At 69.8% G+C, this 25455-nt stretch carries 20 protein-coding genes and 1 pseudogene; 11 read left to right on the plus strand and 10 right to left on the minus strand.

What is annotated here, in order from left to right; all coding sequences use genetic code 11:
- Positions 1-96: 96 nt before the first annotated feature.
- Positions 97-1014, minus strand: a complete 918-nt coding sequence (locus SLUN_RS09605) for an acyltransferase domain-containing protein (RefSeq protein WP_159100218.1) — start codon at positions 1012-1014, stop codon at positions 97-99.
- Between the two features lie 144 nt (positions 1015-1158).
- Between SLUN_RS09605 and SLUN_RS09610 the strand changes: the two genes are divergently transcribed.
- Positions 1159-1446 (plus strand): DUF6343 family protein, encoded by a 288-nt coding sequence (locus SLUN_RS09610; RefSeq protein ID WP_108154626.1) that lies wholly within the window; start codon positions 1159-1161, stop codon positions 1444-1446.
- Positions 1447-1451: 5 nt separating this feature from the next.
- On the opposite strand, the gene SLUN_RS09615 is transcribed toward SLUN_RS09610, so the two are convergent.
- From SLUN_RS09615 to SLUN_RS09630, 4 genes are all read right to left on the minus strand, one after another.
- Positions 1452-1820, minus strand: a complete 369-nt coding sequence (locus tag SLUN_RS09615; protein WP_108148092.1) for a tetratricopeptide repeat protein — start codon at positions 1818-1820, stop codon at positions 1452-1454.
- A 102-nt stretch (positions 1821-1922) separates the two neighbouring features.
- On the minus strand, positions 1923-2303 hold the full coding sequence (locus SLUN_RS09620) for a DUF3592 domain-containing protein (RefSeq protein WP_108148093.1): 381 nt from the start codon (positions 2301-2303) through the stop codon (positions 1923-1925).
- 73 nt (positions 2304-2376) lie between these two features.
- Positions 2377-2991, minus strand: a complete 615-nt coding sequence (gene coaE, locus SLUN_RS09625; RefSeq protein WP_108148094.1) for a dephospho-CoA kinase — start codon at positions 2989-2991, stop codon at positions 2377-2379.
- A 36-nt stretch (positions 2992-3027) separates the two neighbouring features.
- Positions 3028-3966, minus strand: a complete 939-nt coding sequence (locus SLUN_RS09630) for a PAC2 family protein (RefSeq protein WP_108148095.1) — start codon at positions 3964-3966, stop codon at positions 3028-3030.
- A gap of 276 nt (positions 3967-4242) precedes the next feature.
- On the opposite strand from SLUN_RS09630, the gene SLUN_RS09635 reads away from it, so the two are divergent.
- The gene (locus SLUN_RS09635) at positions 4243-5202 is read left to right on the plus strand and encodes a right-handed parallel beta-helix repeat-containing protein (RefSeq protein ID WP_108148096.1); all 960 of its coding nucleotides are present in this window, start codon (positions 4243-4245) and stop codon (positions 5200-5202) included.
- A gap of 89 nt (positions 5203-5291) precedes the next feature.
- On the opposite strand, the gene rpsA is transcribed toward SLUN_RS09635, so the two are convergent.
- On the minus strand, positions 5292-6803 hold the full coding sequence (rpsA, locus tag SLUN_RS09640; protein WP_108148097.1) for a 30S ribosomal protein S1: 1512 nt from the start codon (positions 6801-6803) through the stop codon (positions 5292-5294).
- A gap of 379 nt (positions 6804-7182) precedes the next feature.
- Between rpsA and SLUN_RS09650 the strand changes: the two genes are divergently transcribed.
- Both SLUN_RS09650 and hrpB read left to right on the plus strand, forming a co-directional pair.
- Complete coding sequence (locus SLUN_RS09650) at positions 7183-7986, plus strand: class I SAM-dependent methyltransferase (protein ID WP_108154627.1); 804 nt, start codon at positions 7183-7185, stop codon at positions 7984-7986.
- Positions 7987-8066: 80 nt separating this feature from the next.
- Entirely contained in the window at positions 8067-10613 is a 2547-nt protein-coding gene (gene hrpB / locus SLUN_RS09655) for an ATP-dependent helicase HrpB (protein WP_108148098.1), read from the plus strand.
- A 12-nt stretch (positions 10614-10625) separates the two neighbouring features.
- Here hrpB and pgfA read toward each other — a convergent pair whose 3' ends face one another.
- From pgfA to SLUN_RS09670, 3 genes are all read right to left on the minus strand, one after another.
- On the minus strand, positions 10626-11621 hold the full coding sequence (gene pgfA / locus SLUN_RS09660) for a cell envelope lipid trafficking protein PgfA (RefSeq protein WP_108148099.1): 996 nt from the start codon (positions 11619-11621) through the stop codon (positions 10626-10628).
- Positions 11622-11633: 12 nt separating this feature from the next.
- Complete coding sequence (locus SLUN_RS09665; protein ID WP_108148100.1) at positions 11634-11771, minus strand: SPW_0924 family protein; 138 nt, start codon at positions 11769-11771, stop codon at positions 11634-11636.
- Between the two features lie 162 nt (positions 11772-11933).
- On the minus strand, positions 11934-13604 hold the full coding sequence (locus tag SLUN_RS09670) for a lytic transglycosylase domain-containing protein (protein ID WP_108148101.1): 1671 nt from the start codon (positions 13602-13604) through the stop codon (positions 11934-11936).
- A gap of 202 nt (positions 13605-13806) precedes the next feature.
- Here SLUN_RS09670 and SLUN_RS09675 point away from each other — a divergent pair.
- Positions 13807-14614: pseudogene (locus SLUN_RS09675) on the plus strand (DUF4184 family protein).
- 99 nt (positions 14615-14713) lie between these two features.
- On the opposite strand, the gene polA reads toward SLUN_RS09675, so the two are convergent.
- Complete coding sequence (gene polA / locus SLUN_RS09680; RefSeq protein ID WP_108148103.1) at positions 14714-17428, minus strand: DNA polymerase I; 2715 nt, start codon at positions 17426-17428, stop codon at positions 14714-14716.
- Positions 17429-17529: 101 nt separating this feature from the next.
- On the opposite strand from polA, the gene SLUN_RS09685 reads away from it, so the two are divergent.
- The 6 genes from SLUN_RS09685 to SLUN_RS09710 all read left to right on the plus strand — a co-directional run bounded on the left by SLUN_RS09685 (position 17530) and on the right by SLUN_RS09710 (position 25455).
- Positions 17530-19809, plus strand: a complete 2280-nt coding sequence (locus SLUN_RS09685; RefSeq protein WP_108148104.1) for an FdhF/YdeP family oxidoreductase — start codon at positions 17530-17532, stop codon at positions 19807-19809.
- A 46-nt stretch (positions 19810-19855) separates the two neighbouring features.
- Positions 19856-20332, plus strand: a complete 477-nt coding sequence (locus SLUN_RS09690) for a PaaI family thioesterase (RefSeq protein WP_108148105.1) — start codon at positions 19856-19858, stop codon at positions 20330-20332.
- A 74-nt stretch (positions 20333-20406) separates the two neighbouring features.
- A complete protein-coding gene (locus tag SLUN_RS09695) occupies positions 20407-20808 on the plus strand; it encodes a hypothetical protein (protein WP_108148106.1) in 402 nt (133 codons plus the stop codon).
- Between the two features lie 642 nt (positions 20809-21450).
- Positions 21451-22680: a branched-chain amino acid ABC transporter substrate-binding protein gene (locus SLUN_RS09700; RefSeq protein WP_108148107.1), complete on the plus strand. Its 1230-nt coding sequence runs from the start codon at positions 21451-21453 to the stop codon at positions 22678-22680.
- A gap of 100 nt (positions 22681-22780) precedes the next feature.
- Complete coding sequence (locus SLUN_RS09705; protein WP_108148108.1) at positions 22781-23713, plus strand: branched-chain amino acid ABC transporter permease; 933 nt, start codon at positions 22781-22783, stop codon at positions 23711-23713.
- 5 nt (positions 23714-23718) lie between these two features.
- Positions 23719-25455 carry a branched-chain amino acid ABC transporter permease gene (locus tag SLUN_RS09710; RefSeq protein ID WP_108148109.1) on the plus strand — a complete coding sequence of 579 codons (1737 nt, stop codon included), beginning with the start codon at positions 23719-23721 and terminating at the stop codon, positions 25453-25455.

Genomic DNA, 25455 nt, shown 5'->3' on the forward strand with positions numbered 1-25455 from the left:
TAATTACCACGATATGCCCGGTATACCCCCTCGGTCGAGCCTCCCACTCTCCCCTGCCGCCGCAGCGCCGGTCATCAGACCCATGAACCGGAGGGCTCAGATCTCGAACCAGCCGTGCCCGCCGTACCAGTGGCCGCCCGCCCGCAGATGGTCGCCGATGGCGCGCTCCACGCCGGTACGGCGCGGCAGCCCGTCCGGCAGCAGCTCCGGGTCGCCGAACACGAACCCGACCGGGCCGCCGTCGTCGACCTCCTTCGCCTCGTACGCGGGCCGGAAGCGGCCCTGGAAGCGGACGATGTTGGACTCCTTCGGCAGACACTCGGCAAGCTGCGGGTCGAGCAGCCAGGAGTGGCAGGTGGCGACCCGGTACGGCTCCTCCGGAAAGTGCCGGGCGAAGAAGTCCCGGGCCCGCGCCAGCGATCGGTCGCAGGTCGCGGGCGAGATCGGCCCGAGGAAGTCCGGGACATGGAGATCCAGGGCGAAGTCGCCGGGCCCGAGCGGCAGTCCGGCCGCCCGCACGGCCTCACCGGTCCGGCCGCCGAGCCGGGAGCGCTGGAACTGCAGCCGCCCCAGCTGGTAGAGCTCGCCCCGGAAGTGCAGCCCGATCCAGCCCGGTATCAGCAGTCCGCCCGTGCCGTGCCGCCGCCGGTGAACGGCCATATTGCGGCCGAGGTCGGCGAGCGTACGGCGGGAGACCTCGTCCGGTACGGAACGCTCACGGTGGTAGGCCCGTACGTACGGAAGGGCCGCGACAAACACGTACACCGGGAGGTAGCGGCCCACCGCCCCCGATTCCTCGGGCATCCGGGGCAGTTCCCCTCCCCCGCCGACCTTTCCCATGTCCTGGACCAGCTCCGCCGCGCCCGCATCCAGCAGCCGGCGCAGCCCTGGGTCCGACAGCATCCGGCCGCGCAGAGCGAGGAGTTCATTGATGTCCTCGTGCGGCACCGCGAGATCCAGCAGAGCCTCGGCCAGGTCGTCGGCTTCCGGCAGGTCCAGCAACGTACTTGTCACCAGCGACTCCTCCCCCTCCGGTATCAGTTGAGCAGGTCGGTCGCGCGGGTCGATCGCGCTCGTCGATTGTGCGGATCAGGCGTACGCATCGGAAGGCGGACAGCGGTCGTACGGGTGCATTCTGGAGGAGGAGATGCGATGGCCATGCGCACTGGGAGTGAACCGACGACTGCACGCAGTCCCCTGCGGCTGCGGTTCTGGCTGAGTGTGTGGGGCCTGATCTGGGCAGCCGCGGGCACGGCGTTCTTCACACTCGCCGGCCGGCCCGGCTGGGCGGCCGCCTGCGGTGTGCTGCTGCTGATCGTGGCGGTCGATCTGGCCATGGTCCTGCGCCATATCCACCAGGGCCCGCACTACCAGCCGGGCCGCGACATCCCGCCGTACGAACCGGACCACGGCGGCCACGGCCCGGTCGGCAGAGGTGGACGCTGACGCGGTCAGGCCTCCGCGTCGAAGCGAGCGGCCCTCATGTACTCCGGCTTCGGGTCCAGCGCGGCCGCCAGGCGGAAGTGACGCTTCGCCTGTTCCGGGCGGCCGGAACGCTCGAAGGTGCGGGCCAGTGCGAAGTGGGCGAACGCGTTGTCCGGCTCGCGCTCCAGGACCAGCTCGAACTCGAGCTCGGCCGGGCGCAGTTGCGCCGCCGCGAAGAAGGCGCGAGCGCGCAGCAGCCGCGCCGCCGTGTTCTCCGGGTGGGCCGCTATCACCGAGTCCAGCAGCTTCACGGCCCCGCGCGGATCCCGCGCGGCCAGCAAGTGCTCAGCCGCGCGGTAGTCGATGACGTGCGTCTCCGGGTTGCTCTTGGGCACGGTCACATCCTTCCCCTCGCTGCACGGTTCCAACACCGGGTCCGACAACGCTATTCCGGCGAAGGGACGAACAGCCGGTTCAGCCCGGCGCTCGGCGGGGACTCAGAGCGCGGTGACCGCCAGCACGAGGGCGATCACCACCAGTGCCAGCCCGGCGATCACGAATCCCTTGTCGACACGGGTACGCGCATGCCCGTCCAGGACGACATCGCGCGGATCCTCCGGGTCGTACGAGAGCCGCACACTGCTCCCCGACTCCAATGGCGCCTGTAGCGGCACGGGCGAGACGATCTCCATCACCCGGCCGTCCTCCGTCTCGTACTGCAGCAGCGGCCGCTCGACTCCCGGCGGCGCGGGCTTCACCAGGGCGATGGCGAAGTGCCCCGAGGCGGCGATCCGGCGGGTCTGCCGCAGGCCGTACGCACCGGCGAGCGCGGCGACCAGGCCGCCGATGGCGGTGAAGGCCGCGAAGACGATCTGCACCTCATCGATGCTAGGCCGACCCGGCCGTTCGTTTGCGGGATGTTATTGATCGCGGGAGCTCATTGACGGATGCCTAACGCGGAGCGGACCCCGTGGCGGCGCGCTGTGTGAGCTCCGCCCACACCTTGCGGACCTGGGGCTCCAGATCCTCCAGCGGCCCGTCGTTGTCGATGACCAGGTCGGCGATGGCCCGCCGCTGCTCGCGCGTGGCCTGCGCGGCCATCCGTGCACGCGCCTCGGACTCTGCCATTCCGCGCAGCCGCACCAGCCGGTCCAGCTGGGTCTCGGGCGAGGCGTCCACCACGACCACCAGGTTGTACAGCCCCGCCAGCTTGTTCTCCGCGAGCAGCGGTACGTCGTGGATCACGACCGCGTCCGGCCCTGCCATGCCCTCCAGCTCCATGGAGCGCGCCCCCACCAGCGGATGGACGATCGCGTTGAGCGTCGCCAGGCGCTCGGGGTCGGAGAAGACGATCGAGCCGAGCTTCGGCCGGTCCAGGGTCCCGTCGGGGTTGAGGATCTCCGGGCCGAAAGCCTCGGCAACGGCAGCGAGCCCCGGCGTTCCGGGCTCGACGACCTCGCGAGCGATCTTGTCGGCGTCGATCAGCACCGCCCCGTACGACTCGAGCAGACGGGAGACTTCGCTCTTGCCGGCTCCGATTCCGCCGGTCAGGCCCACCTTCAGCATGGGCCGCAGCCTACGCGAGCCCCGCGTGCGGGCGCCCTACGCGTCGCCCTCCCGCTCCGCGAGGAAGCGCTCGAATTCGAGGCCGATCTCGTCGGCGGACGGCAGGTCCACCGGCTCGGCGACCAGGCTGCCCCTGGTCTCGGCACCCGCCACCGCGTCGTACTGGTGCTCAAGTCCCTGCACCAGCGACACCAGCTCCTCGTCGCCCTCGCCGATCTGCCGGTCGATCTCGGTCTGAGTGCGATGGGCTTCGGTGCGCAGGGAGTGCGCGACAGCCGGCAGGACCAGGCCCGTCGCGGCCGTGATCGCCTCCAGGGCGGTCAGCGCGGCGTCCGGGTAGGAGGAACGCGCGACATAGTGCGGCACATGTGCGGCAACGCCCAGAACGTCGTGACCCGACTCCATCAGGCGGTACTCCACCAGCGACTCGGCGCTGCCCGGCACCTGCGCCTCGTCGAAGGGGCTGCGGTGGCCCGGCATGAGGTCCGTGCGGTTGCCGTGCGGTGTGAGGCCTACGGGACGGGTGTGCGGGACACCCATCGGGATGCCGTGGAAGTTGACCGCGAGCCGCACTCCGAGGCGCTCGACGATCTGTCCGACGGCAGCGGCGAAGCGCTCCCACTCCACGTCCGGCTCGGGGCCGGACAGCAGCAGGAACGGCGCGCCCGTGGCGTCCTGGACGAGCCGGACGTCGAGCGTCGGGGTCTCGTAGGCGCTCCAGCGGTCGCGGCGGAAGGTCAGCAGCGGGCGGCGGGCCCGGTAGTCCACGAGTCTGTCGTGGTCGAAGCGGGCCACCACCTGGTGGGGAAGCGTCTCGAGCAGGTTGTCGACGATCTGCTCGCCGGTCTCACCCGCGTCGATGTATCCGTCGAAGTGGTACAGCATGACCAGGCCGGCCGACTCCTGTGCGAGCGCCATGTCGACGACCGCGAGGCCCTTCGGCTCCCATTCGTACAAACCCTGCGGATCAAGCACGATTACCGCTCCTCCTCGTGTTCTTAGGCAAGAACGCGTGGTGGTGCATGAGCATTCCCGTCATCGCGTGATGAACACCTGGAGCAGAACGCTCAGTTCGCGGCAACCGTACGGAGCTGCCGACCGAGCCGCCCTGTTGGTCCGGACCTTGACACGTCTCCGGCCCGTCCCTACCGTCACGGGGCAGCGCACGTTCAGAGACACGCCCACTGTCCGCATACGAGAACGCTCGAATCCCGGACCCGATACCCGGACCCGACGGGAAGGCAACCCCACATGCGTACCCGAAAGCTGCTCCCCGCCCTGCTGGCCTCCGCAGTCGCGGCCGGCGGACTGTCCTTGCTCGCCACTCCTGCGAAAGCTGCCACGGTCATCGATGTGACCACGGCCGCCCAGCTGAAGTCGGCGCTGACCGCCGCTCGCCCCGGCGACACGATCCGGCTCGCCGACGGCAGGTACACCGGCAACTTCAAGGCGACGACGCCCGGCACCTCCGGATCCCGGATCACCCTGACCGGATCCTCGAAGGCCGTACTCACGGCCGGCGGCGGCTACGGCCTCCACCTCAACGGCGCCTCGTACTGGACCGTCAAGGGCGTCACCGTCACCGGTGGCCAGAAAGGGATCATGACGGACACGGCCGACGGCGTCGTCATCGACTCGGTCACCGTGCACGGACTGGACATGGAGGGCGTCCACTTCCGCAAGTCCAGCCGCAACGGCGTCATCAAGAACTCGCGGATCTACGACACCGGCAACAACGGCAGCGGCATGGGCGAGGGCGTCTACGTCGGCTCGGCGGGCGGCACGTCCGACAAGAGCGACAACGTACAGATCCTGGGCAACACCATCGGTCCGGACGTCGGCGGCGAGGCCATCGACATCAAGGAAGGCACCACCGGCGCGAAGATCACCGGCAATACCTTCGACGGCCGCGGTCTGACCGGCGCCAACTTCGACGACTCCTGGGTCGATGTGAAGGGCAACAACGTCCTCGTCGAGAACAACACCGGCAAGAACACCACCAACAACGGCTATGAGACCCACACCCAGCAGAGCGGCTGGGGCTGCGGCACCGTCTTCCGCAGCAACACGTCGGATCTGCGCGGCTCCACCGGCGACAAGCAACTCGCCATCAACGTCACCAACAACAGCTCCAGTTGCAGGACGACCGTCTACGCCGGCAACACCGTCACCGGCGGCAAGGGCCTGACGAACATCCCCATAACGCCGTAGAAAATGTCCGTGCCCCATAACGCGGTAAGGCCCGCTCCCCAGGGGGGAGCGGGCCTTACTTCAGCTAGTTACCAGCTGGGGTCAGAGCGTCAGCTCTGGCCACCGGCCAGCTTCTCGCGCAGGGCAGCCAGGGCCTCGTCCGACGCCAGGGCGCCGGAGTTGTCGTCCGACTCCGAGGAGTACGAACCACCCGAGACACCAGCGGCGGCACCCGCACCGGCGGCCGGGGCGGCAGCACCCTCGGCAGCGGCGGCCTCGTCGGCCTCGCGGGACTTGATGACCTGGGCCTGGTGCTGCTCGAAGCGCTGCTGCGCCTCGGCGTACTGGGTCTCCCACACCTCACGCTGGGACTCGAAGCCCTCGAGCCAGTCGTTGGTCTCGGGGTCGAAGCCCTCGGGGTAGATGTAGTTCCCCTGGTCGTCGTACGACGCGGCCATGCCGTACAGCGTCGGGTCGAACTCGACCGAGGCCGGGTCGCCGCCGAAGGCCTCGTTGGCCTGCTTCAGCGAGAGGCTGATGCGGCGGCGCTCGAGGTCGATGTCGATGACCTTGACGAAGATCTCGTCGTTGACCTGGACGACCTGCTCCGGGATCTCCACGTGGCGCTCGGCCAGCTCGGAGATGTGGACCAGACCCTCGATGCCCTCGTCGACGCGCACGAACGCACCGAACGGAACGAGCTTGGTGACCTTACCCGGGACGACCTGACCGATCTGGTGCGTACGGGCGAACTGCTGCCACGGGTCTTCCTGCGTCGCCTTGAGCGACAGGGAGACGCGCTCGCGGTCCATGTCGACGTCGAGAACCTCGACGGTGACTTCCTGGCCGACCTCGACAACCTCGGAGGGGTGGTCGATGTGCTTCCAGGAGAGCTCGGAGACGTGGACGAGACCGTCGACGCCACCCAGGTCCACGAAGGCACCGAAGTTGACGATCGAGGAGACGACGCCGGAGCGGACCTGACCCTTCTGCAGGGTGGTGAGGAACGTCTGGCGAACCTCGGACTGGGTCTGCTCGAGCCAGGCGCGGCGGGACAGGACCACGTTGTTGCGGTTCTTGTCCAGCTCGATGATCTTCGCCTCGAGCTCCTTGCCCACGTAGGGCTGGAGGTCGCGGACACGGCGCATCTCGACGAGGGAAGCCGGCAGGAAGCCACGGAGGCCGATGTCGAGGATGAGACCACCCTTGACCACCTCGATGACGGTGCCGGTGACGATGCCGTCCTCTTCCTTGATCTTCTCGATGGTGCCCCAGGCACGCTCGTACTGAGCGCGCTTCTTCGAGAGGATCAGGCGGCCTTCCTTGTCCTCCTTCTGGAGAACCAGGGCCTCGATCTCGTCGCCGACCTTGACGACCTCGTTCGGGTCGACATCGTGCTTGATCGAGAGCTCGCGGCTCGGGATCACGCCTTCGGTCTTGTAACCGATGTCGAGCAGGACCTCGTCCCGGTCGACCTTCACGATGACGCCGTCGACGATGTCGCCGTCGTTGAAGTACTTGATCGTCTCGTCGATCGCGGCCAGGAAGGCTTCCGCGTTACCGATGTCGTTGACCGCTACCTGCGGAGGGGTGGTGGCGGTGGTCTCGGTGCTGCTCGTCATGTGGGTAAGGGCTCCGGTACGGACAGTGAGTCGTAGGTACTGCTACGCCGGGAGCCCGTATCGCAGCTGTATAAAAGCCGGACAGCCTGAGAAGCGCCGACCCGGCTCGTGTTTTCGCAAACACCGCCCGGGGCGCCTCGTGAACCGAGGGGACATGCATACAGATGCGAGCGCGGCCTGCTCTGTCTGAGGCGCGCAGGCCCGCAGCGCAACTTGTAGCATACGGGGGCAGCCGGACAGGGTCAATGCGCGAAGGCGCACACCCGGGGCGGAACGCCCATACCCGGCACAACTAATGTTTGCCGAGGCCACCATGGCCGTCATTGACCGCCCTGGCCGCCATTGGCCGCGCTGCACGCAAACTACAACGACGGTGACGATGTTCCAAGATTTTGAGCCGGAAGCCACGCGCCGTAACACCGACGACTCGGAGAGCAGCCGGGCCAGCCGCGGCTGGTGGGACCGGAACGCCGATGAGTACCAGACCGAGCACGGCGCGTTCCTGGGGGACGACCGTTTCGTATGGGGGCCGGAAGGGCTCGACGAGGCGGATGCCGGCCTGCTGGGTCCTGCCGGGTCGCTGAAGGGGCTCGGCATCCTGGAGATCGGCGCGGGCGCGGCGCAGTGCTCACGATGGCTGGCCGCGCAGGGCGCGCGCCCGGTGGCCCTGGACCTCTCCCACCGGCAGCTCCAGCACGCGCTCAGGATCGGCGACGAGATCCCGCTGGTGGAGGCGGACGCGGGGGCGCTGCCCTTCCGGGACGGTTCGTTCGACCTGGCGTGCTCGGCGTACGGCGCGGTTCCGTTCGTGGCCGACCCGGTGCAGGTCTTCCGGGAGGTACGGCGCGTGCTGCGGCCCGGCGGGCGGTGGGTCTTCTCCGTCACGCACCCGATCCGCTGGGCGTTTCCCGACGAGCCGGGCCCCGAGGGGCTCTCGGTGGCCGCGTCGTACTTCGACCGCACCCCGTACGTCGAACAGGACGAGCGGGGGCGCGCGGTCTATGTCGAGCACCACAGGACACTCGGCGACCGGGTGCGGGACGTGGTGGCTGGGGGCTTCCGGCTGGTGGATCTGGTCGAGCCGGAGTGGCCGGCCTGGAACAGCCAGGAGTGGGGCGGCTGGTCGCCACTGCGCGGGAATCTCATCCCGGGCACGGCGATCTTCGTCTGCGAGCGCGACTGAGAGCGACCCGAGTGCGGGCCCCAGGATCACCCGCCGGGCTCGTGGGAGACCAGCCGCACGGCTCTTGGGAGACTGGGGCGGTGATCCGCGAAGACGTTCTCGGCAGCCTGCCCGTATACACCGCCGTGCCTGCGCTCACGCGTGCGCTCGACGCGCACGGGTGCGCGGTGCTGTGCGCGCCGCCCGGAACCGGGAAGACCACGCTCGTACCCCTGGTGCTGTCGGGACTGGTGGGTGGCGGTCCTGTGCGGCGCGTGGTGGTCGCCGAGCCGCGGCGGATCGCGGCGCGGGCCGCGGCCAGACGGATGGCGTGGCTGCTGGGCGAGAGTGCCGGCGGCAAGGTGGGCTTCACCGTGCGCGGGGAACGGGTGGTCGGGCGCGGGACGGTGGTCGAGGTCGTGACCACCGGTGTGCTGCTGCAGCGGCTTCAGCGCGACCAGGAGCTGGCCGGGGTCGATGTGGTGATCATCGACGAGTGCCACGAGCGGCATCTGGACGCGGACACGGTGGCCGCGTTTCTGCTGGATGTACGGGCCGCGCTGCGGCCCGAGCTGCGGCTGGTGGCGGCCTCGGCGACCACGGACGCGCAGGGCTGGGCACGGCTGCTCGGCGATGCGCCGGTGGTGGAGGCGCAGGGCGTCGCGCATCCGGTGGACGTGGTGTGGGCTCCACCGGCGCGACCCGTTCGGCCTCCGCACGGGATGCGGGTCGACCCGGTGCTGCTGACCCATGTGGCCTCGGTGGTGCGTCGGGCGCTCGTCGAGCGCGCGGGCGATGTGCTGTGCTTCCTGCCCGGCGTGGGTGAAATCGGCCGGGTGGCGGGCCAGTTGGGGGATGTGGGCGCGGATGTCCTGCAGGTCCACGGGCGGGCACCGGCAGCCGTGCAGGACGCGGTGCTGTCCGGTGGCTCCGGGCGCCGGGTCGTGCTCGCGACCGCGGTGGCCGAGTCGTCGCTGACCGTGCCGGGCGTGCGGGTCGTCGTGGACGCGGGTCTCGCGCGCGAGCCGCGCACCGATCACGCGCGGGGTCTGAGCGCGCTGACCACGGTGCGCGTCTCGCAGGCGGGGGCGCGGCAGCGGGCGGGACGTGCGGGACGCGAGGCCCCGGGCACGGTGTACCGGTGCTGGACCGAGGCGGAGGACGCGCGGCTGACGCGGTTCGCATCGCCCGAGATCAAGGTCGCCGACCTGGCGGCGTTCGCCCTGCAGGTGGCGTGCTGGGGCGATCCGACGGCTGCCGGCCTGGCGCTCCTCGACCCGCCGCCGGCGGGTGCGCTGGCCGCGGCGCGCTCTGTCCTGACCGCGATCGGCGCGGTGGATGCGTCGGGCCGGGCGACCGAACGAGGCGTACGGATGGCCCGGTTGGGCCTGCACCCCCGGCTCGCGCGGGCGCTGCTCGACGGCGCGCGGGAGGTGGGCGCGCGCCGGGCGGCGGAGGTCGTCGCGCTGCTGAGCGAGGAGCCGCCGCGGGAGTACGGCGACGATCTGGGGGCGGCGTGGCGCGCGGCCCGGCGGGGCGGCGACTCGTATGCGGGGCGCTGGCGCTCCGAAGCGGAACGCCTGCGGCGGGCCTTTCCCCACCCCGCCCCTTCCCGTAACCGGGGCTCCGCCCCGGACCCCGCGCCTCAAACGCAGGCGGGGCCGGAGAGTACGGACGCCGTCGCCGGGCTCATCGCCGCGCTCGCGTTCCCCGAGCGAGTCGCCAGGGCCCGCGGTGAGGGCACGTTCCTGATGGCGTCCGGGACCGCCGGCGAACTGCTCGCCGGGTCGGGGCTGCGTAACGCGCCCTGGCTGGCCGTCGCCGTCGCTGACCGTCCCGCTCATTCCGCATCCGCGCGGGTGCGGCTCGCCGCCGTCATCGACGAGGAGACCGCGCGTACGGCCGCCGCGCACCTGCTCGCCTCCGGCGAGGAGGTCCACTGGGAGAACGGCGATGTCGTCGCCCGCGAGGTGGAGCGGCTGGGAGCCGTCGAGCTCTCCGTGCGTCTGCTGAAGTCGCCGGACCCCGCTCTCGTACGCGAGGCCCTGCTCGAGGGAGTACGGCGCGAGGGGCTCGGGCTGCTGCGCTGGACGCGCGAGGCGGAAGGGCTGCGCGAGCGGCTCGCCTTTCTGCACCGGGTATGGGGGGCGCCCTGGCCCGATGTGTCGGACGCCGCGCTGCTGGACCGTACGCAGGAGTGGCTGGAGCCTGAACTGTCCAGAGCTCGGCGGCGGGCCGATCTCGGTCGCATCCAGGCCGGCCAGGCGCTGCAACGGCTGCTGCCCTGGGCGACCGGGGACGCGGCCCGGCTGGACGAGCTGGCGCCGGAGCGGATCGAGGTGCCGAGCGGATCGCGGATCCGCGTCGAGTACGGCGGGCCGCAGCCGGTCCTCGCGGTGAAGCTCCAGGAGCTGTTCGGACTGCGTGAGACGCCCACGGTCTCGGGGGTGCCGGTGCTGGTGCATCTCCTCTCCCCCGCCGGCCGGCCGGCCGCCGTCACCGCGGACCTGGCGTCGTTCTGGAAGGGCGGATACCGGTCCGTGCGGGCGGAGTTGCGCGGCCGCTACCCGAAGCACCCCTGGCCGGAGGACCCGGCGACCGCCGAGCCGACCCGGCACACCAAGGCGCGGCTCAGCAGGGAGAGCTGACGCGGCGGTCCGTCAGGCCGGCACCGGCTCGGGCTCCGGCTCACGCTCCGCCGCCGGCGGGTGCGGCCGGCGGCTGCGGGCCTCGAGGACCAGGGCGAGCGCCAGCAGTCCGCCGCCGAGCACCAGGAAGCCCCACGGCAGATACGAGGTCATCAGCAGCACCAACTGACGCTGGGACTTGACCAGTTCGACGGTCGAGTCGATGTAGTCCGCGCGCATCTTCACATGTCCGGCGAACGCGGTGACCTTGTCCCGGCCGCCCAGCAGTGTCCCGCCGCGCAGCTCCTCCCGGTGGATCTCCTCGCCGTTGACCGGGGCTCCGGTGACCGGGTCGACCCAGAACATCCGCTTGGTGGTGTACCAGCGGGTGGTGCCCGTCTGCTTCTCCAGCGTCGTCGCGTCGACGCCCGGGATGGGCATCTTCTTCGGGTACGGCACCTTGGTCCAGGGAATCGTCTGGTCGAAGTAGTAGACGTCGAGCCCGCGGAACTTCTGCGTCCCCTTGTAGTGGATGGGCGCCGATGTACGGGCCTGGGCGTCGAAGTACTCGTAGTCCCGCTTCTCGGTGAGGAACGGCCACTTGAACTCGATGCCCTCGCGCCGTACCGCGTCGCCGTCGACCATCTCGCCGGTGGCGTGCACGGGCGCCTGGCTGTGGGCGTCGAAGATATAGCGCTCGGGGATCTGGGAGACCATCTTGCCGTCGGGACCCTGGACGTAGGAGAGCGAGTCCCAGACGACGACATCGCGGCCCGCGCTGCGCTCGATCTTCTCGGACTCCTCCACATTTCCCTTGAGGGTCTGCACGATGGTGACCTTCTCGACCTCCTTCGCCTTCAGGGTCCCGTAGTCGAGGAGGGTCGCGGGCTTCGCCTCGAGCACCATCTCCTGATACTGGCCGGGCGGGATCTTCGCGAGCCGCGGGAAGGCGTACCAGCGCAGCAGCGGTGAAAGAGCGGCGAAGAAGACGGCGAAGGCGAGGAGTACGAGGCTCACTCTGCGGCGCATGGTCCGGCCCTCCTACTTCCTGGGGCCGGGGACGGTGGTCAGCAGCGGTTCGGGCGAGGTCTCGCCGGGAGGTGCGCCGATCGCCGTGATGGTGAGGACGAGGGCGAGGGCAGCGGCCAGCCCGACGGCTGCGGCGAGAAGTGCGCGCATGCTCGGCCTCCCGGGAGCTCGGATCCGGTTGGATCTGATACGGCGTCAGGGCGGGGGCACCGTAGCAATGGAGCCGCGAGATGAGAACACGTTTCACCACCGGCACATCACACCGCCCCGGCGCCGGCCGGCGGCACAGGGGCGGTGAAGGTGCGTGGTGGGTCAGGCGGCCGGGGCGGCGACCTCCAGCTCGATGGTCACGGTCGCGCCGCCCTCGGTGGTGAGGCGGAGCAGGAAGGTGCCCGTCGCGTCGTCCGCGTAGATCTTCGGGAGCTCCAGAACACCGTTGGCGTCGGTCTTGAGCTCGGTGAGCGTGCGGACCGTCTTGCCGTCGGCGTCCTTGAAGTACGGACCCTTGTCGTTCACGGCCGGGTTGTCCGCGGCGGTGATCATGGTGGCGGTCACCGCGACGCCCGAGGCGATGGCGCCCTTGTACGTGGCCGTGACCTCGACGGTGTCCGCGAACTCGGCGCCGGGGGCGGCCGTCAGGACCTTCTCGTCGGTCCTGGCGATCGCGTCCGCGGCCCGGGCCGTGACAGTCGCGGTGAAGTCGATGACGGGAGCCAGGGGAGCGGCCGCCGTGGCCCGCACCGTGAAGGTGCCGGTCTTCTCGCCCGCCTGGAGGGCCGGCGCATCGACCGTCCCGTCCGCGCCGGTGTACAGGACGACGCTCTTCTTGCCGCCGGGGAAGAGGGCGTCCGTGTCGCCGACGATCTCGAAGCGCACGGCCTGCGCCGGGACGGTACGGCCCGCGGCGTTCTTCACCCGCACCGTGGGCCGCGCGGTGAACTCCTGGCCCGCCATGGCGGCCAGCTCGCCGGTGCCCGCGTCCTCGATACGGGTGACGGGCGACGGGGCCGGGGGCGGCGTAGGTGGCGGGGTCGGCGTCGGTGGCGCGGTCGGCTTTCCGCCCGGGTCGCCACCCGGCTTCGGGGGGGTGGGAGGCGGGCTGGGCGTCCCGGACGCGGGCGGACTCGGTGTGGCACTGGGCGGCTGTGTCGAGCCAGGGCTGTCGGGGACGGTGGCGTCCGGCAGTACGCCGGTGCCGTCCGGGACTTCGTGGGTGCCGCGCTTGTAGTACTCGAACCAGGACAGAACCGTGCGCAGATACTCCTGCGAGTGGTTGTAGCCGAGGATCGCCCGGTCGAGATCCGCCTTGACCGCCAGGTCGCGGCCGTCGGCGCAGAGGTAGCGGCCCGCGGCGAGCGCGGCGTCGTAGATGTTGTTGGGGTCCCTGAGTCCGTCGGCGTTCGCGTCCTGGCCCCACGTTTCCCAGGTGGAGGGGATGAACTGCATCGGGCCGACCGCGCGGTCGTGCGTCGAGTCGCCGTCGTACGCGCCGTTGTCGGTGTCCGAGATGTTGGCGAAGCCGACGCCGTTGAGTACCGGGCCGAGGATCGGGGAGAGGGTGGTGCCGTCGGCGTCGACCTTGCCGCCGCGCGCCTGTCCGGACTCCACCTTGCCGATCGCGGCGAGCAGTTGCCACGGGACGTGGCAGCCGGGGTCAGTGCCCGCGATGGTCTGCTCCGCCTGCTTGTACGCCGCGAGGACGGTGGCCGGTATGCCCGATTCCGCCGTGCCCGTCGCGGGCAGATCTATGGAAGTGCCCGGTTTGCCGGGCGTGTTCAGCGGCGGCAGGTCGGTGTAGTACGGGGAGTTGCCGGTGACCGGGGTGCCGGGAGGCGGGGTCTCGTCGGCTGCTCCCTGGCTGCCGCCCGAGGGGGTGTGCGTGACACCGGGCGCCTGTGAGGCGGCGAGTGCGGCCACGGCTGCCGCGGCAATCGCGGTGGTGGTCGCCCCCCTGCGCAGTCGGCGGCCGAATTGCGCTGCCATACGTCTGGTCCCTCCCCATCGGCGGCTGTTCGCGCTCCCCAGCGCGGACTCAGGTGACCCTACGGCAACCGGAGACCCTGGAACACTGCCCCCTGACCGGCTTTCACCGGTTCGCCACCTCCCGTTTGCCCGGATTCCGGTCTTCCAACGTCACGCATACTGGGCGTCATTGATCCACAACGGTCGCAGGGGGCACACCACCATGCCGTTCACGCTGAGCCATGCCGCGGCCGTACTGCCGGGCATCCGGAGAGACGGGACCGGCCGCGGCCCCCTGCTCGCCTCGGCGCTCGTGATGGGCTCGTTCGCGCCCGATATGACGTACTTCGCGGCCACTGCCATTCCGGGAGCGATGGAGTTCGGGAGCTTCACGCACGCCCCGCTCGGGGTGCTGACCGTCGATGTGGCGATCGCCGCGGCGCTGGTGGCGGTGTGGCTGCTGCTGCGCGAACCACTGCTCGCGCTGCTGCCCGCCGCCTGGCGGGGGCGGGTGCACGCGTGTGTACAGGGGCGAGCGCCCGATGGTGGCGGGCGCCCGGCCTTCGCGCTCCGGTTCTACGTCTCGGCGGTCCTCGGCGCGAGCACCCACGTCGTGTGGGACGCCTTCACCCACCACGACCGGTGGGGCACGGAGCTGGTGCCGGTGCTCGGCGGGACGGTGGCGGGGCTGCCGGTGTACTCGTACGCGCAGTACGGCAGTTCGGCGCTCGCCCTCGTCGCCATGGTGTGGTTCCTGGTCTCCGCGCTGCGGCGGCAGCCGGCGGTCGCGTCGCCCGCTTCCGTGCCGGTACTCGACCGGCGGGGGCGATGGCTCGCGGGGGCGCTGCTGGGGATATGCGTACTGCTCGGCGTCGTACAGCGGTGTGCGCGCTGGTACGTGTACTACGGGCGGGTGGACTCGCCCCTCGACATCATCCCGACGGCCTGCTTCGGGGCGGGCGCGGGCTGGGGTCGGCCTGTTCGTGTACAGGGCGGGGATGCGGCTGCGGGCGCGCGCGGTGCGGGTCTGAGGCGGGGCGCGGCCGAGTCGTCGCCTGCGGCCTTCGGCCCTGTCCTCAATCGCCGGCGGGGGTGATTTTTTGAGCCCCGCCGGCGATTGAGGAGCGGGGTCAGTGCGCCGCGGACTCCCAGTCCGTGCCGACGCCGACCGAGACATCCAGCGGCGCACGCAGGGACACGGCCGAGGCCATCTCCTTGCGGACCAGCTCCTCGACCTTCTTGCGCTCGCCCGGCGAGATCTCCAGGACGATTTCGTCGTGGACCTGGAGCAGCAGCCGGGAGGACAGCTTCGCCTCCCGCAGCGCCCGGTCGACATTGAGCATGGCGACCTTGACGATGTCCGCCGCGGTGCCCTGGATGGGGGCGTTGAGCGCCATCCGCTCGGCGGCCTCACGGCGCTGACGGTTGTCGCTGTTGAGGTCGGGCAGATAGCGGCGGCGGCCCAGCATCGTCTCGGTATAGCCGGTCGCCCTGGCCTCCACCACGACCCGCTGCAGATAGTCGCGTACGCCGCCGAAGCGCTCGAAGTAGGTGTCCATCAGGCCGCGTGCCTCGGCGGGATCGATGTTCAGCTGCTGGGAGAGGCCGAACGCCGAGAGCCCGTAGGCCAGTCCGTACGACATGGCCTTGATCTTGCGGCGCATCTCCGCGTCGACCGCGGACCGCTCCACGCCGAACACCTGGGAGGCGACGGTGGTGTGCAGGTCCTCGCCGGAGGCGAACGCCTCCAGCAGACCCTCGTCCTCCGACAGATGCGCCATCACGCGCAGTTCGATCTGGCTGTAGTCGGCGGTCATCAGCGACTCGAAGCCCTCGCCGACGACGAAGCCGCGGCGGATCGCGCGGCCCTCGTCGGTGCGCACCGGCACATTCTGCAGATTCGGGTCGGTGGACGAGAGCCGGCCGGTCGCCGCCACGATCTGGCTGAAGCTGGTGTGGATACGCTCGTCCGGCGCGATGGTCTTGATCAGACCCTCGACCGTGACCCGGAGCTTCGCCTGCTCGCGGTGGCGCAGCATGAGGACCGGCAGTTCGTGCTCGGTCTGGGACGCCAGCCAGGCGAGCGCGTCCGCGTCCGTGGTGTAACCGGTCTTGGTCTTCTTGGTCTTGGGGAGGTTCAGCTCGCCGAAGAGGACTTCCTGGAGCTGCTTGGGCGAGCCGAGGTTGAACTCGTGCCCGACGGAGGCGTGCGCCTCCTTCACGGCCTGCTGCACCGCGCCCGCGAACTGCTGCTCCATGGCCTCCAGATGGGGCCGGTCGGCGGCGATGCCGTTCCGCTCCATGCGGGCGAGCAGCGCGGAGGTGGGCAGCTCGACGTCGTGCAGCAGCTCGGCCGCGCCGACCTCGGGCAGCCGCCCGGAGAAGGCCTCCCCGAGGTCGAGGACCGCGCGGGCCTGGGACATCAGGGCGTCCGCCTCGGCCTGTTCGTCCTCGTCCGTACCGAAGGCGAGCTGGCCGTCGGCGGCGGCCGGGGCGAGCTCACGGCCGAGGTACTCCACGGAGAGGGCGTCCAGGGCGAAGGAGCGGCGGCCCGGCTTGACCAGATAGGCGGCGAGCGCGGTGTCCATGGTGACGCCGTCGACGCTCCAGCCGTGCTCGGGGAAGACCCGCATGGCGGCCTTGGCGTTGTGCATGATCTTGGGCCGGCCGGCGTCGGCGATCCAGGCGGCGAAGGCCTGCTCGTCGGCCTCGTTCAGCTGGGTGGTGTCGAACCAGGCGGCGGCTCCCCCGGCCGCGGCGAGCGCGATCTCGGTGACCGTGCCGGTGCCCAGCGCCCAGGTGTCGACGGTGGCCACGCCGAGCGGCTGCGATCCGTGCTCCGCCAGCCAGGGTGCGAGCCCGCCGGTGGAGAGCACCGTGCCGTCCAGCTCGACGCCGGCGGCGGGAGCCGGGGCCTCGTCCTCCTCCGCGCCCGGGTCGACGGCGAGGAGCCGCTCGCGCAGGCTCGGGTTCCGGATCTCCAGTACCTCCAGGAACCCCTTGAGCGCGGTCCTGTCGTACGGCTTTCGCTCGAGGTCCATGACGGGCTTCGGCAGCTCCACGTCCCGCACCAGCTCGGTGAGGTGGCGGTTGAGCTTGACGGACTCCAGGTGGTCGCGCAGCGCCTGCCCGACCTTGCCCTTGACCTCGTCGGCGCGCTCCACCAGCTCCGCGAACGAACCGAACTGGCTGATCCACTTCGTGGCGGTCTTCTCACCGACGCCGGGGATGCCCGGCAGGTTGTCCGACGGGTCGCCGCGCAGGGCGGCGAAGTCCGGGTACTGCTGCGGGGTCAGTCCGTACTTCTCCTGGACCTTCTCCGGGGTGAAGCGGGTCAGCTCGGAGACGCCCTTGGTGGGGTAGAGCACGGTGGTGTGCTCACTGACCAGCTGGAAGGAGTCCCGGTCGCCGGTGACGATCAGCACATCGAAGCCGGCGGTCTCGGCCTGCGTGGCGAGGGTGGCGATGATGTCGTCCGCCTCGAAGCCGTCCACCGCGAACCGCTCGGCGTTCATGGTGTCGAGCAGCTCGCCGATCAGCTCGACCTGGCCCTTGAACTCGTCCGGGGACTTGGAGCGGTTCGCCTTGTACTCGGGGAAGTCCTGCGAGCGCCACGTCTTGCGGGACACGTCGAACGCCACCGCGAAATGCGTGGGCGACTCGTCGCGCAGCGTGTTCGCCAGCATCGAGGCGAAGCCGTAGACGGCGTTCGTCGGCTGGCCGGTCGCGGTCGTGAAATTCTCCGCGGGCAGCGCGAAGAACGCCCGGTACGCCAGGGAGTGCCCGTCCATGAGGAGCAGGCGCGGTCGGTTGTCTGCGGTCTTCTTCGATGCCGTCTCAGCCACGTCCCCGATCCTGCCACGTACCACTGACAATCCCGACCGCGGGAAGAACCGTGGCAGGATCGGACACGTACGCAGCAGACGCAGGCTCGAGGGAGAGCGCGATGGCCAGCAAGCCGCCCACAGGTGACCCGGTCCAGGACGCACCGCAGGTCGCGGGCCCGCAGCACGCCGCCGCCGGACTCCCCGCGATCGGGCACACCCTGCGCATGGCCCAGCAGCAGATGGGCGTGCGCCGGACCGCGCAGACCCTGCTCAAGGTCAATCAGAAGGACGGCTTCGACTGTCCGGGCTGCGCCTGGCCGGAGGGCGACAAGCGGCATACGGCGGAGTTCTGCGAGAACGGCGCGAAGGCCGTCGCCGAGGAGGCGACGCTGCGCCGCGTGACCCCCGATTTCTTCGCCGCGCATCCCGTTGCGGACCTCGCCTCGCGCAGTGGTTACTGGCTGGGGCAGCAGGGCCGCATCACGCAGCCGATGTATCTCCCCGAAGGCGCCGAGCGGTACGAAGCGGTCACCTGGGAGCGGGCCTTCGCGATCATCGCCGAGGAGCTCACGGCGCTGGAATCCCCCGACGAGGCGCTCTTCTACACCTCGGGCCGCACCAGCAACGAAGCCGCCTTCCTGCTCCAGCTCTTCGCCCGCGAGTTCGGCACCAACAACCTCCCCGACTGCTCGAACATGTGCCATGAGTCCTCCGGCTCGGCGCTCACCGAGACGATCGGCGTCGGCAAGGGCAGCGTCTCCCTGGAGGACATCCACGAGGCGGACCTGATCATCGTGGCCGGGCAGAACCCGGGCACCAACCACCCGCGGATGCTCAGCGCGCTGGAGAAGGCCAAGACCGCGGGCGCGAAGATCATTTCGGTGAATCCGCTGCCCGAGGCCGGTATGGAGCGGTTCAAGAATCCGCAGACCCCGCACGGCATGCTCAAGGGCGTCGCGCTCAACGACCTCTTCCTGCAGATCCGTATCGGCGGCGACCAGGCGCTCTTCCGGCTGCTGAACAAGCTGATCCTGGAGGCCGAGGGCGCGGTCGACGAGGCGTTCGTACGCGAACACACCCATGGGTACGAGGAGTTCGCGGCCGCGGCGCGCGCGGCCGACTGGGAGGCGACGCTCGCCGCCACCGGGCTCGGCCGCGCGGAGATCGAGCAGGCGCTGGCGATGGTCCTGGCCTCGAAGCGCACCATCGTGTGCTGGGCGATGGGTCTGACCCAGCACAAGCACGCCGTGCAGACCATCCGCGAGGTGGTCAACTTCCTTCTGCTGCGCGGCAACATCGGCCGCCCGGGCGCCGGCGTCTGCCCGGTGCGCGGGCACTCCAACGTCCAGGGCGACCGCACCATGGGCATCTTCGAGCGGCCGTCCCCGGCCTTCCTGGACGCCCTGGAGAAGGAGTTCGGCTTCGCGCCGCCCCGCCACCACGGCTTCGACGTCGTACGGTCCATCCGCGCGCTGCGCGACGGCGAGGCGAAGGTCTTCTTCGCCATGGGCGGCAACTTCGTGAGCGCGACTCCCGACACCGAGGTCACCGAGGCCGCGATGCGCAGGGCCCGCCTCACGGTCCATGTGTCGACAAAGCTGAACCGCTCGCACGCCGTCACCGGCACCCGGGCGCTGATCCTGCCCACCCTCGGCCGTACCGACAAGGACGTGCAGGCGGGCGGGCGGCAGGTGGTGACCGTCGAGGACTCGATGGGCATGGTGCACGCCTCGCGCGGCAATCTCACCCCGGCGAGCCCCCATCTGCTGTCCGAGCCGGCCATCGTGACCCGCATGGCGCGTGCCGTGCTCGGCCCCGGCTCGGTCACGCCCTGGGAGGACTTCGAGAAGGACTACGGGACGATCCGCGACCGCATCGCGCGCGTGGTGCCCGGCTTCGAGGACTTCAACGCCAGGATCGCCCGGCCCGGCGGCTTCACCCTCCCGCACGGCCCGCGCGACGAGCGCCGCTTCCCCACCGCCACCGGCAAGGCCAATTTCACCGCGGCGCCGGTCGAGTTCCCCGAGGTCCCCGCGGGCCGGCTGCTGCTGCAGACGCTGCGCTCGCACGATCAGTACAACACCACGATCTACGGTCTCGACGACCGCTACCGGGGCATCAAGGGCGGCCGCCGGGTCGTGCTGGTGAACCCCGAGGACGCGGGGGAGCTGGGCCTCGCGGACGGCTCGTACACCGATCTGGTCAGCGAGTGGAAGGACGGTGTGGAGCGGCGGGCCCCCGGGTTCCGGGTGGTGCACTACCCCACTGCCCGTGGCTGCGCGGCCGCGTACTACCCGGAGACCAATGTGCTGGTGCCGCTGGACTCCACCGCGGACACGAGCAACACCCCCGCGAGCAAGTCCGTGATCGTACGTCTGGAACAATCACCACCCGCCTAAGCGTTCGCTCAGGCACAGGACGGTACGACGATCGGAGCCGGGCCCCATGGGCGAGCAGCGAACCGTGAAGTTCCCGCAAGAGGTCATCGACGAATACGCCGCGCTGGGGGTCGATCTGCCCGCGCTCTTCTCCGCCGGGCATCTGGGCAACCGCATGGGCGTACAGATCGTCGAGGCATCCGCGGACCGCGTCGTCGGCACGATGCCGGTCGAGGGCAACACCCAGCCGTACGGACTCCTGCACGGCGGCGCCTCCGCCGTGCTGGCCGAGACCCTCGGCTCGATCGGCTCGATGCTGCACGGCGGGACCTCCAAGATCGCCGTCGGCGTCGATCTCAACTGCACGCACCACCGTGGCGTCCGCTCTGGCCTGGTCACCGGGGTCGCGGCCCCGGTGCACCGGGGCCGCACCACGGCCACGTACGAGATCGTCATCACCGACGAGCAGGACAAGCGGGTCTGCACGGCTCGGCTGACCTGTCTGCTGCGGGATGCCGGCGGCGCGGCGGCGTCCACTGCGTGAACGGTCCCGCGCGGGCCGGCCGGGGACTTTCCGGCCTGTTGTGTCACGGATCGTGACGACTTAGCGTTCCCCTTATGGGGACCAAGCAGTACACCTCGGCCAGGTACCTCGCCTGCGCGCTCCTGGCCGCGCTCGCCGTCGCGGGCTGCACCCGATCGTCCCCGGCCGGGCAGCCCGCCACCTCAACACCCGTACCGCAGAAGACATCGCCGGCAGATGTATGCGCGAATCTCGTCTCCTACTGGGCAAAAGAGACAGTCAACGGCGGCAAGTGGTCGGGGCTCGACTGGGAGCAGAAGGGGCTGTCCAACGAGCAGTACGCCATCCACGAGGAGATCCTCGCCGCGGCTCGCGCCGAGGAGAAGCGGCAAGGGCGTCCAGCGGCCCTGAAGTTGATCGATCTCCAGGCCAGGCAGAAGTGCACCGCACAGAACGGCGCCACCGGCAGCTCGGAGAACTGGCGTCCGCCGAAATAGGCGGCGGCATCTCGCCGGTCGAAGCGGTCACCGACGGTGAGGACACCGCCGTGCGCGACAATCGGTGACGCCAACCCCGATAATCGGACGCCCCGTTGGAGTCGACCCGCGCTCGCCGGCGCCGCGGCCACCGCCCCGGTCCTCGCCGTATGCCCTGGCGCGAGCCGCACCAGCACTCTTGAGGTCACCGTGCGCGGCCGCGACGGCTTCCCGCGTGACGCGCAACCGCCCCTCCTTGATATAACTCTCCGTAACAAGGAAGGGGTCGGGGGTTCGGGCTCCACCCCCGGCCGCACCCACTCCGACGATCTCGCGCGAGCCCTCCGCGCGATCTTTCCGCCGCCGGCACCAAGATCGCTTCAAGCCCCTTAGCGGAACTGCGCGTTCTCACCATGTGAGCCGAAACGTCGGTGTAACGAACGCCCGATCTGTCCACAGTCCCCCCACCGAGCCTTGGCCTCGGCATAACAAGAGCGTCACATCCTGACGTCCCGGCTCCCCGACCCCGCCGCCTCCGCTTAGAGTCACGGCCAGTCACCGCGCCGCCGGGCTCGTCATCAGCACGGCCGTGTACCTCTCAGTACGGCCCGGCGACCAAACGGCACCTCAGCAGAGGGGGCCGCGCCAGGGAAAGGATTTATTGTGCGACACCGTTCCTTGCTCATCCTCACCACCGTGGTCACCACGGGAGCTCTCACCCTCTCCGCCTGCGGATCGCGCGACGACGACAAGGGCACCGACAGCGGAAAGAAGACCACCGTCGTCATCGGTGTCGACGCACCGCTGACCGGCTCGCTGTCCGCACTGGGCCAGGGCATCAAGAACTCCGTGGACCTCGCGGCCAAGACCGCGAACAAGAACAACGAGGTTCCGGGCGTCGAGTTCAAGATCGAAGCCCTCGATGACCAGGCGGTTCCCGCTTCGGGCCAGGCCAACGCCACCAAGCTCGTCGCCAACAAGGACGTTCTCGGCGCCGTCGGCCCGCTGAACTCCGGTGTTGCCCAGTCAATGCAGAGCGTCTTCGACAAGGCCACCCTCGCCCAGGTCTCCCCGGCCAACACCAACCCGGCACTGACCCAGGGCGACAAATGGGGCAGCGGCGACAAGAAGCGTCCGTTCAAGACGTACTTCCGCACCGCCACCACGGACGTCATCCAGGGCAAGTTCGCCGCCCAGTACCTGTACAACGACGCGAAGAAGAAGAAGGTCTACGTCGTCGACGACAAGCAGACCTACGGCGCCGGTCTCGCCGCGATCTTCTCCGCGGAGTTCAAGCGCCTCGGCGGCACGATCGCCGGTACCGACCACGTCACGGTGAAGGAGACCGACTTCTCCAGCACCGCCGACAAGGTCAAGGCCTCCGGCGCCGACTCGGTCTACTTCGGTGGCCAGTACCCTGAGGGCGGTCTCCTCTCCGACCAGGTCAAGAAGGCCGGAGCCAAGATCCCCACCATGGGTGGCGACGGAATCTACGACCCCGCCTTCATCAAGGCGTCCGGCGAGGCCAACGAGGGTGACCTCTCGACCTCCGTCGGCTACCCGGTGGAGAAGCTCCCGACCGCCAAGAAGTTCATCGCGGACTACCAGGCCGGTGGCTACAAGGACCCGTACGCGGCCTACGGCGGCTACTCGTACGACGCAGCCTGGGCCCTCATCCAGGCCGTCAAGACCGTGGTCGCCGCCAACGACGGCAAGGTCCCGGACGACGCCCGCACCAAGGTCGTCGAGGCACTGGCCAAGGTCTCCTTCGACGGTGTGACCGGCAAGGTCGCCTTCGACGAGTTCGGTGACACCACGAACAAGCAGCTCACCGTGTACTCGGTCAAGGGCAACGCCTGGGTCGACGTCAAGAGCGCCACGTTCGAGGACTGATCCACACCGCATCGCCCCGCACCACCTGATCCAGCCGCGCGAGGGCGCAACAGCGCCCTCGCGCGGAGTCATATCCGACAAGCTCATCGGAGGCCCTGCGGTGAACGAACTGCCGCAACAGCTGGCCAACGGCCTTGCCCTCGGAGCCCTCTATGGCCTCATCGCCATTGGGTACACGATGGTTTACGGCATCGTCCAGCTCATCAACTTCGCCCACGGCGAGATCTTCATGATCGGCGGCTTCGGCGCCCTCACCACCTACATTCTGCTCCCCAGCGGAACCTCACTCCTGGTGGCGATACCCCTCATGATCGTCGGCGGCGCAATAGCCTCCGTCGCTGTCGCCACAGCCGCGGAACGCTTCGCCTACCGGCCGCTGCGCGGCGCCCCACGGCTGGCCCCGCTGATCACCGCGATCGGCCTGTCCATCGCCCTGCAGCAGCTCATCTGGGGCTTCTACCCCGAAGCAAAGGCGGCCCGCAGCTTCCCCGAGTTCCACGGTGAGTCCTTCAAGGTCCTGGACAACCTGGCCATCCAGCGAGCCGACGCCTTCGTGCTGATCCTCGCCCCCCTGTGCATGCTCGCCCTGGGCGTCTTCGTCTCCAAGAGCCGCAGCGGCCGCGCCATGCAGGCCACCGCACAGGACCGCGACACCGCGCAGCTCATGGGCATCAACACCGACCGCATCATCGTGATGGCCTTCGCCATCGGCGCCGCGTTCGCCGCGGTCGCAGCGGTCGCCTACGGACTCGACAAGGGCCAGATCAACTTCGAGATGGGCTTCATCCTCGGACTGAAGGCCTTCACGGCAGCGGTCCTCGGAGGCATCGGCAACATCTACGGAGCCATGGTCGGCGGCGTCGTCCTCGGCCTGGCGGAATCCCTGTCGATCGCCTACATCGAAGAGATCCCCGGTATGCAGCAGCTCGGCGGTGGCGCCTGGTCCAACGTCTGGGCATTCGTACTTCTCATCGTCGTGCTCCTCGTGAGGCCGCAGGGTCTGCTCGGTGAGCGCGTCGCGGATCGGGCGTGAGAGCGATGACCACCGACACCACCAAGACCGCCGAAGCCATCCCGGCCGGGGTCACCTCCCGTACCACCACGCTCCGCCGGCTGATCGCCGTCGGCGGGCTCGCCACCATCGCCAGCACCTTCCTGTCCTGGACGTACACGGACGAGTTCCCCGGCGACCTCACCGTCTACGGGTACCCCGGCGGCCTCCAGGTCCTCACCCTCGTGGCGGGCCTGCTCGTCCTGCTGTACGCACTGGCCTCGCTGGAGATCAAGGGCCTGCGCTGGCTGGCGCCGACCGGCACGACCAAGGCCCTGCAGCTGTTCGCCCTCGGCGCGTTCGGCACCACCTGGTTCACGGTCATCGCCATCACCGTCGAACTCGGCGGCGTGGTCAACCTCGAACCGGGCGGCTTCGTCGCCGCCGTGGCCTCGGCCATCCCCGTCGCCGCGGCGTTCCAGCTCCCCGACGACACCCGCAAGGCCGCGCGCCCCAAGGAGCTCCCCTCCTGGGCCGAAATCCTGATCATCGTCGGCGCCTTCGCGATCGCGTTGTTCGCGATCACCTACGGCATCGACACGGAGTACGCCGAACTCTTCACCGGCTACCTGATCACCGCCGGCCTCGCAGCGGCGGCACTCTTCAAGGCCGGCCTCATGGCGCGGCTCTCGGCGCTCACCGCCAAGTACCGCTCCATCGCCGTCGCCGCCGCGTTCGTCGCCGCCGCGGCCTTCCCGTTCACCCAGAACACCGACCAGTTCACCCTGATCGCGGTCAACATCCTCATCTTCGCGACCGTCGCTCTCGGACTGAACATCGTCGTCGGCCTCGCCGGACTCCTCGACCTCGGATATGTCGCCTTCCTCGGCGTCGGCGCGTACACCGCGGCCCTCGTCTCCGGATCGACCGCTTCCGCCTTCGACGTCGAATTCCCCTTCTGGGCGGCAGTCCTCACCGGAGCCGCGGTCTCCCTGATCTTCGGTGTCGTCATCGGAGCCCCGACCCTGCGGCTCCGCGGTGACTATCTCGCCATCGTCACCCTCGGCTTCGGCGAGATCTTCCGAATCACCGTCGGCAACCTGGACGGCGTATCGGGACCCGAGATCACTGGTGGCCCCAACGGCATCCCGAACATTCCCGACCTCGTCTTCTTCGGGTACAGCTTCGGCGAGTCCCACAACATCCTGGGCTTCGAACTCGGCTCCTACGCCAACTACTACCTGCTGATGCTGGTCGTGATGATCCTCGTGGTCGTCGTCTTCAGCCGGGCCGGCAGCTCGCGCATCGGACGCGCCTGGGTCGCCATCCGCGAGGACGAGACCGCGGCGACCGCCATGGGCATCAACGGCTTCCGGGTCAAGCTCATCGCCTTCGCGCTGGGCGCCACCCTGGCCGGCCTCGCCGGCACCGTGCAGGCACATGTCCAGAGCACCGTGGTCCCCGAGATGTACCAGTTCGCCGGTCCGGTCCCGCCCAACTCCGCCTTCCTCCTGGCGGCCGTCATCCTCGGCGGCATGGGCACCATCAGCGGACCCCTCATCGGCGCCACGCTGCTGTACATGATTCCCGCGAAGCTGCAGTTCCTCCAGGACTACCAGCTCCTCGGCTTCGGTATCGCGCTGATCCTGCTGATGCGCTTCCGGCCCGAAGGCCTGATCGCCAACCGGCGTGCCCAGCTCGAATACCACGAGAACGACCAACTCGACGTACCGGACGAGGGGCCGCCCCCCTCCGGCGTCGGCATCGCGAAGGCGGGGGCGTGA

It is taken from the genome of Streptomyces lunaelactis, assembly GCF_003054555.1.
GTDB classification, from domain to species: domain Bacteria; phylum Actinomycetota; class Actinomycetes; order Streptomycetales; family Streptomycetaceae; genus Streptomyces; species Streptomyces lunaelactis.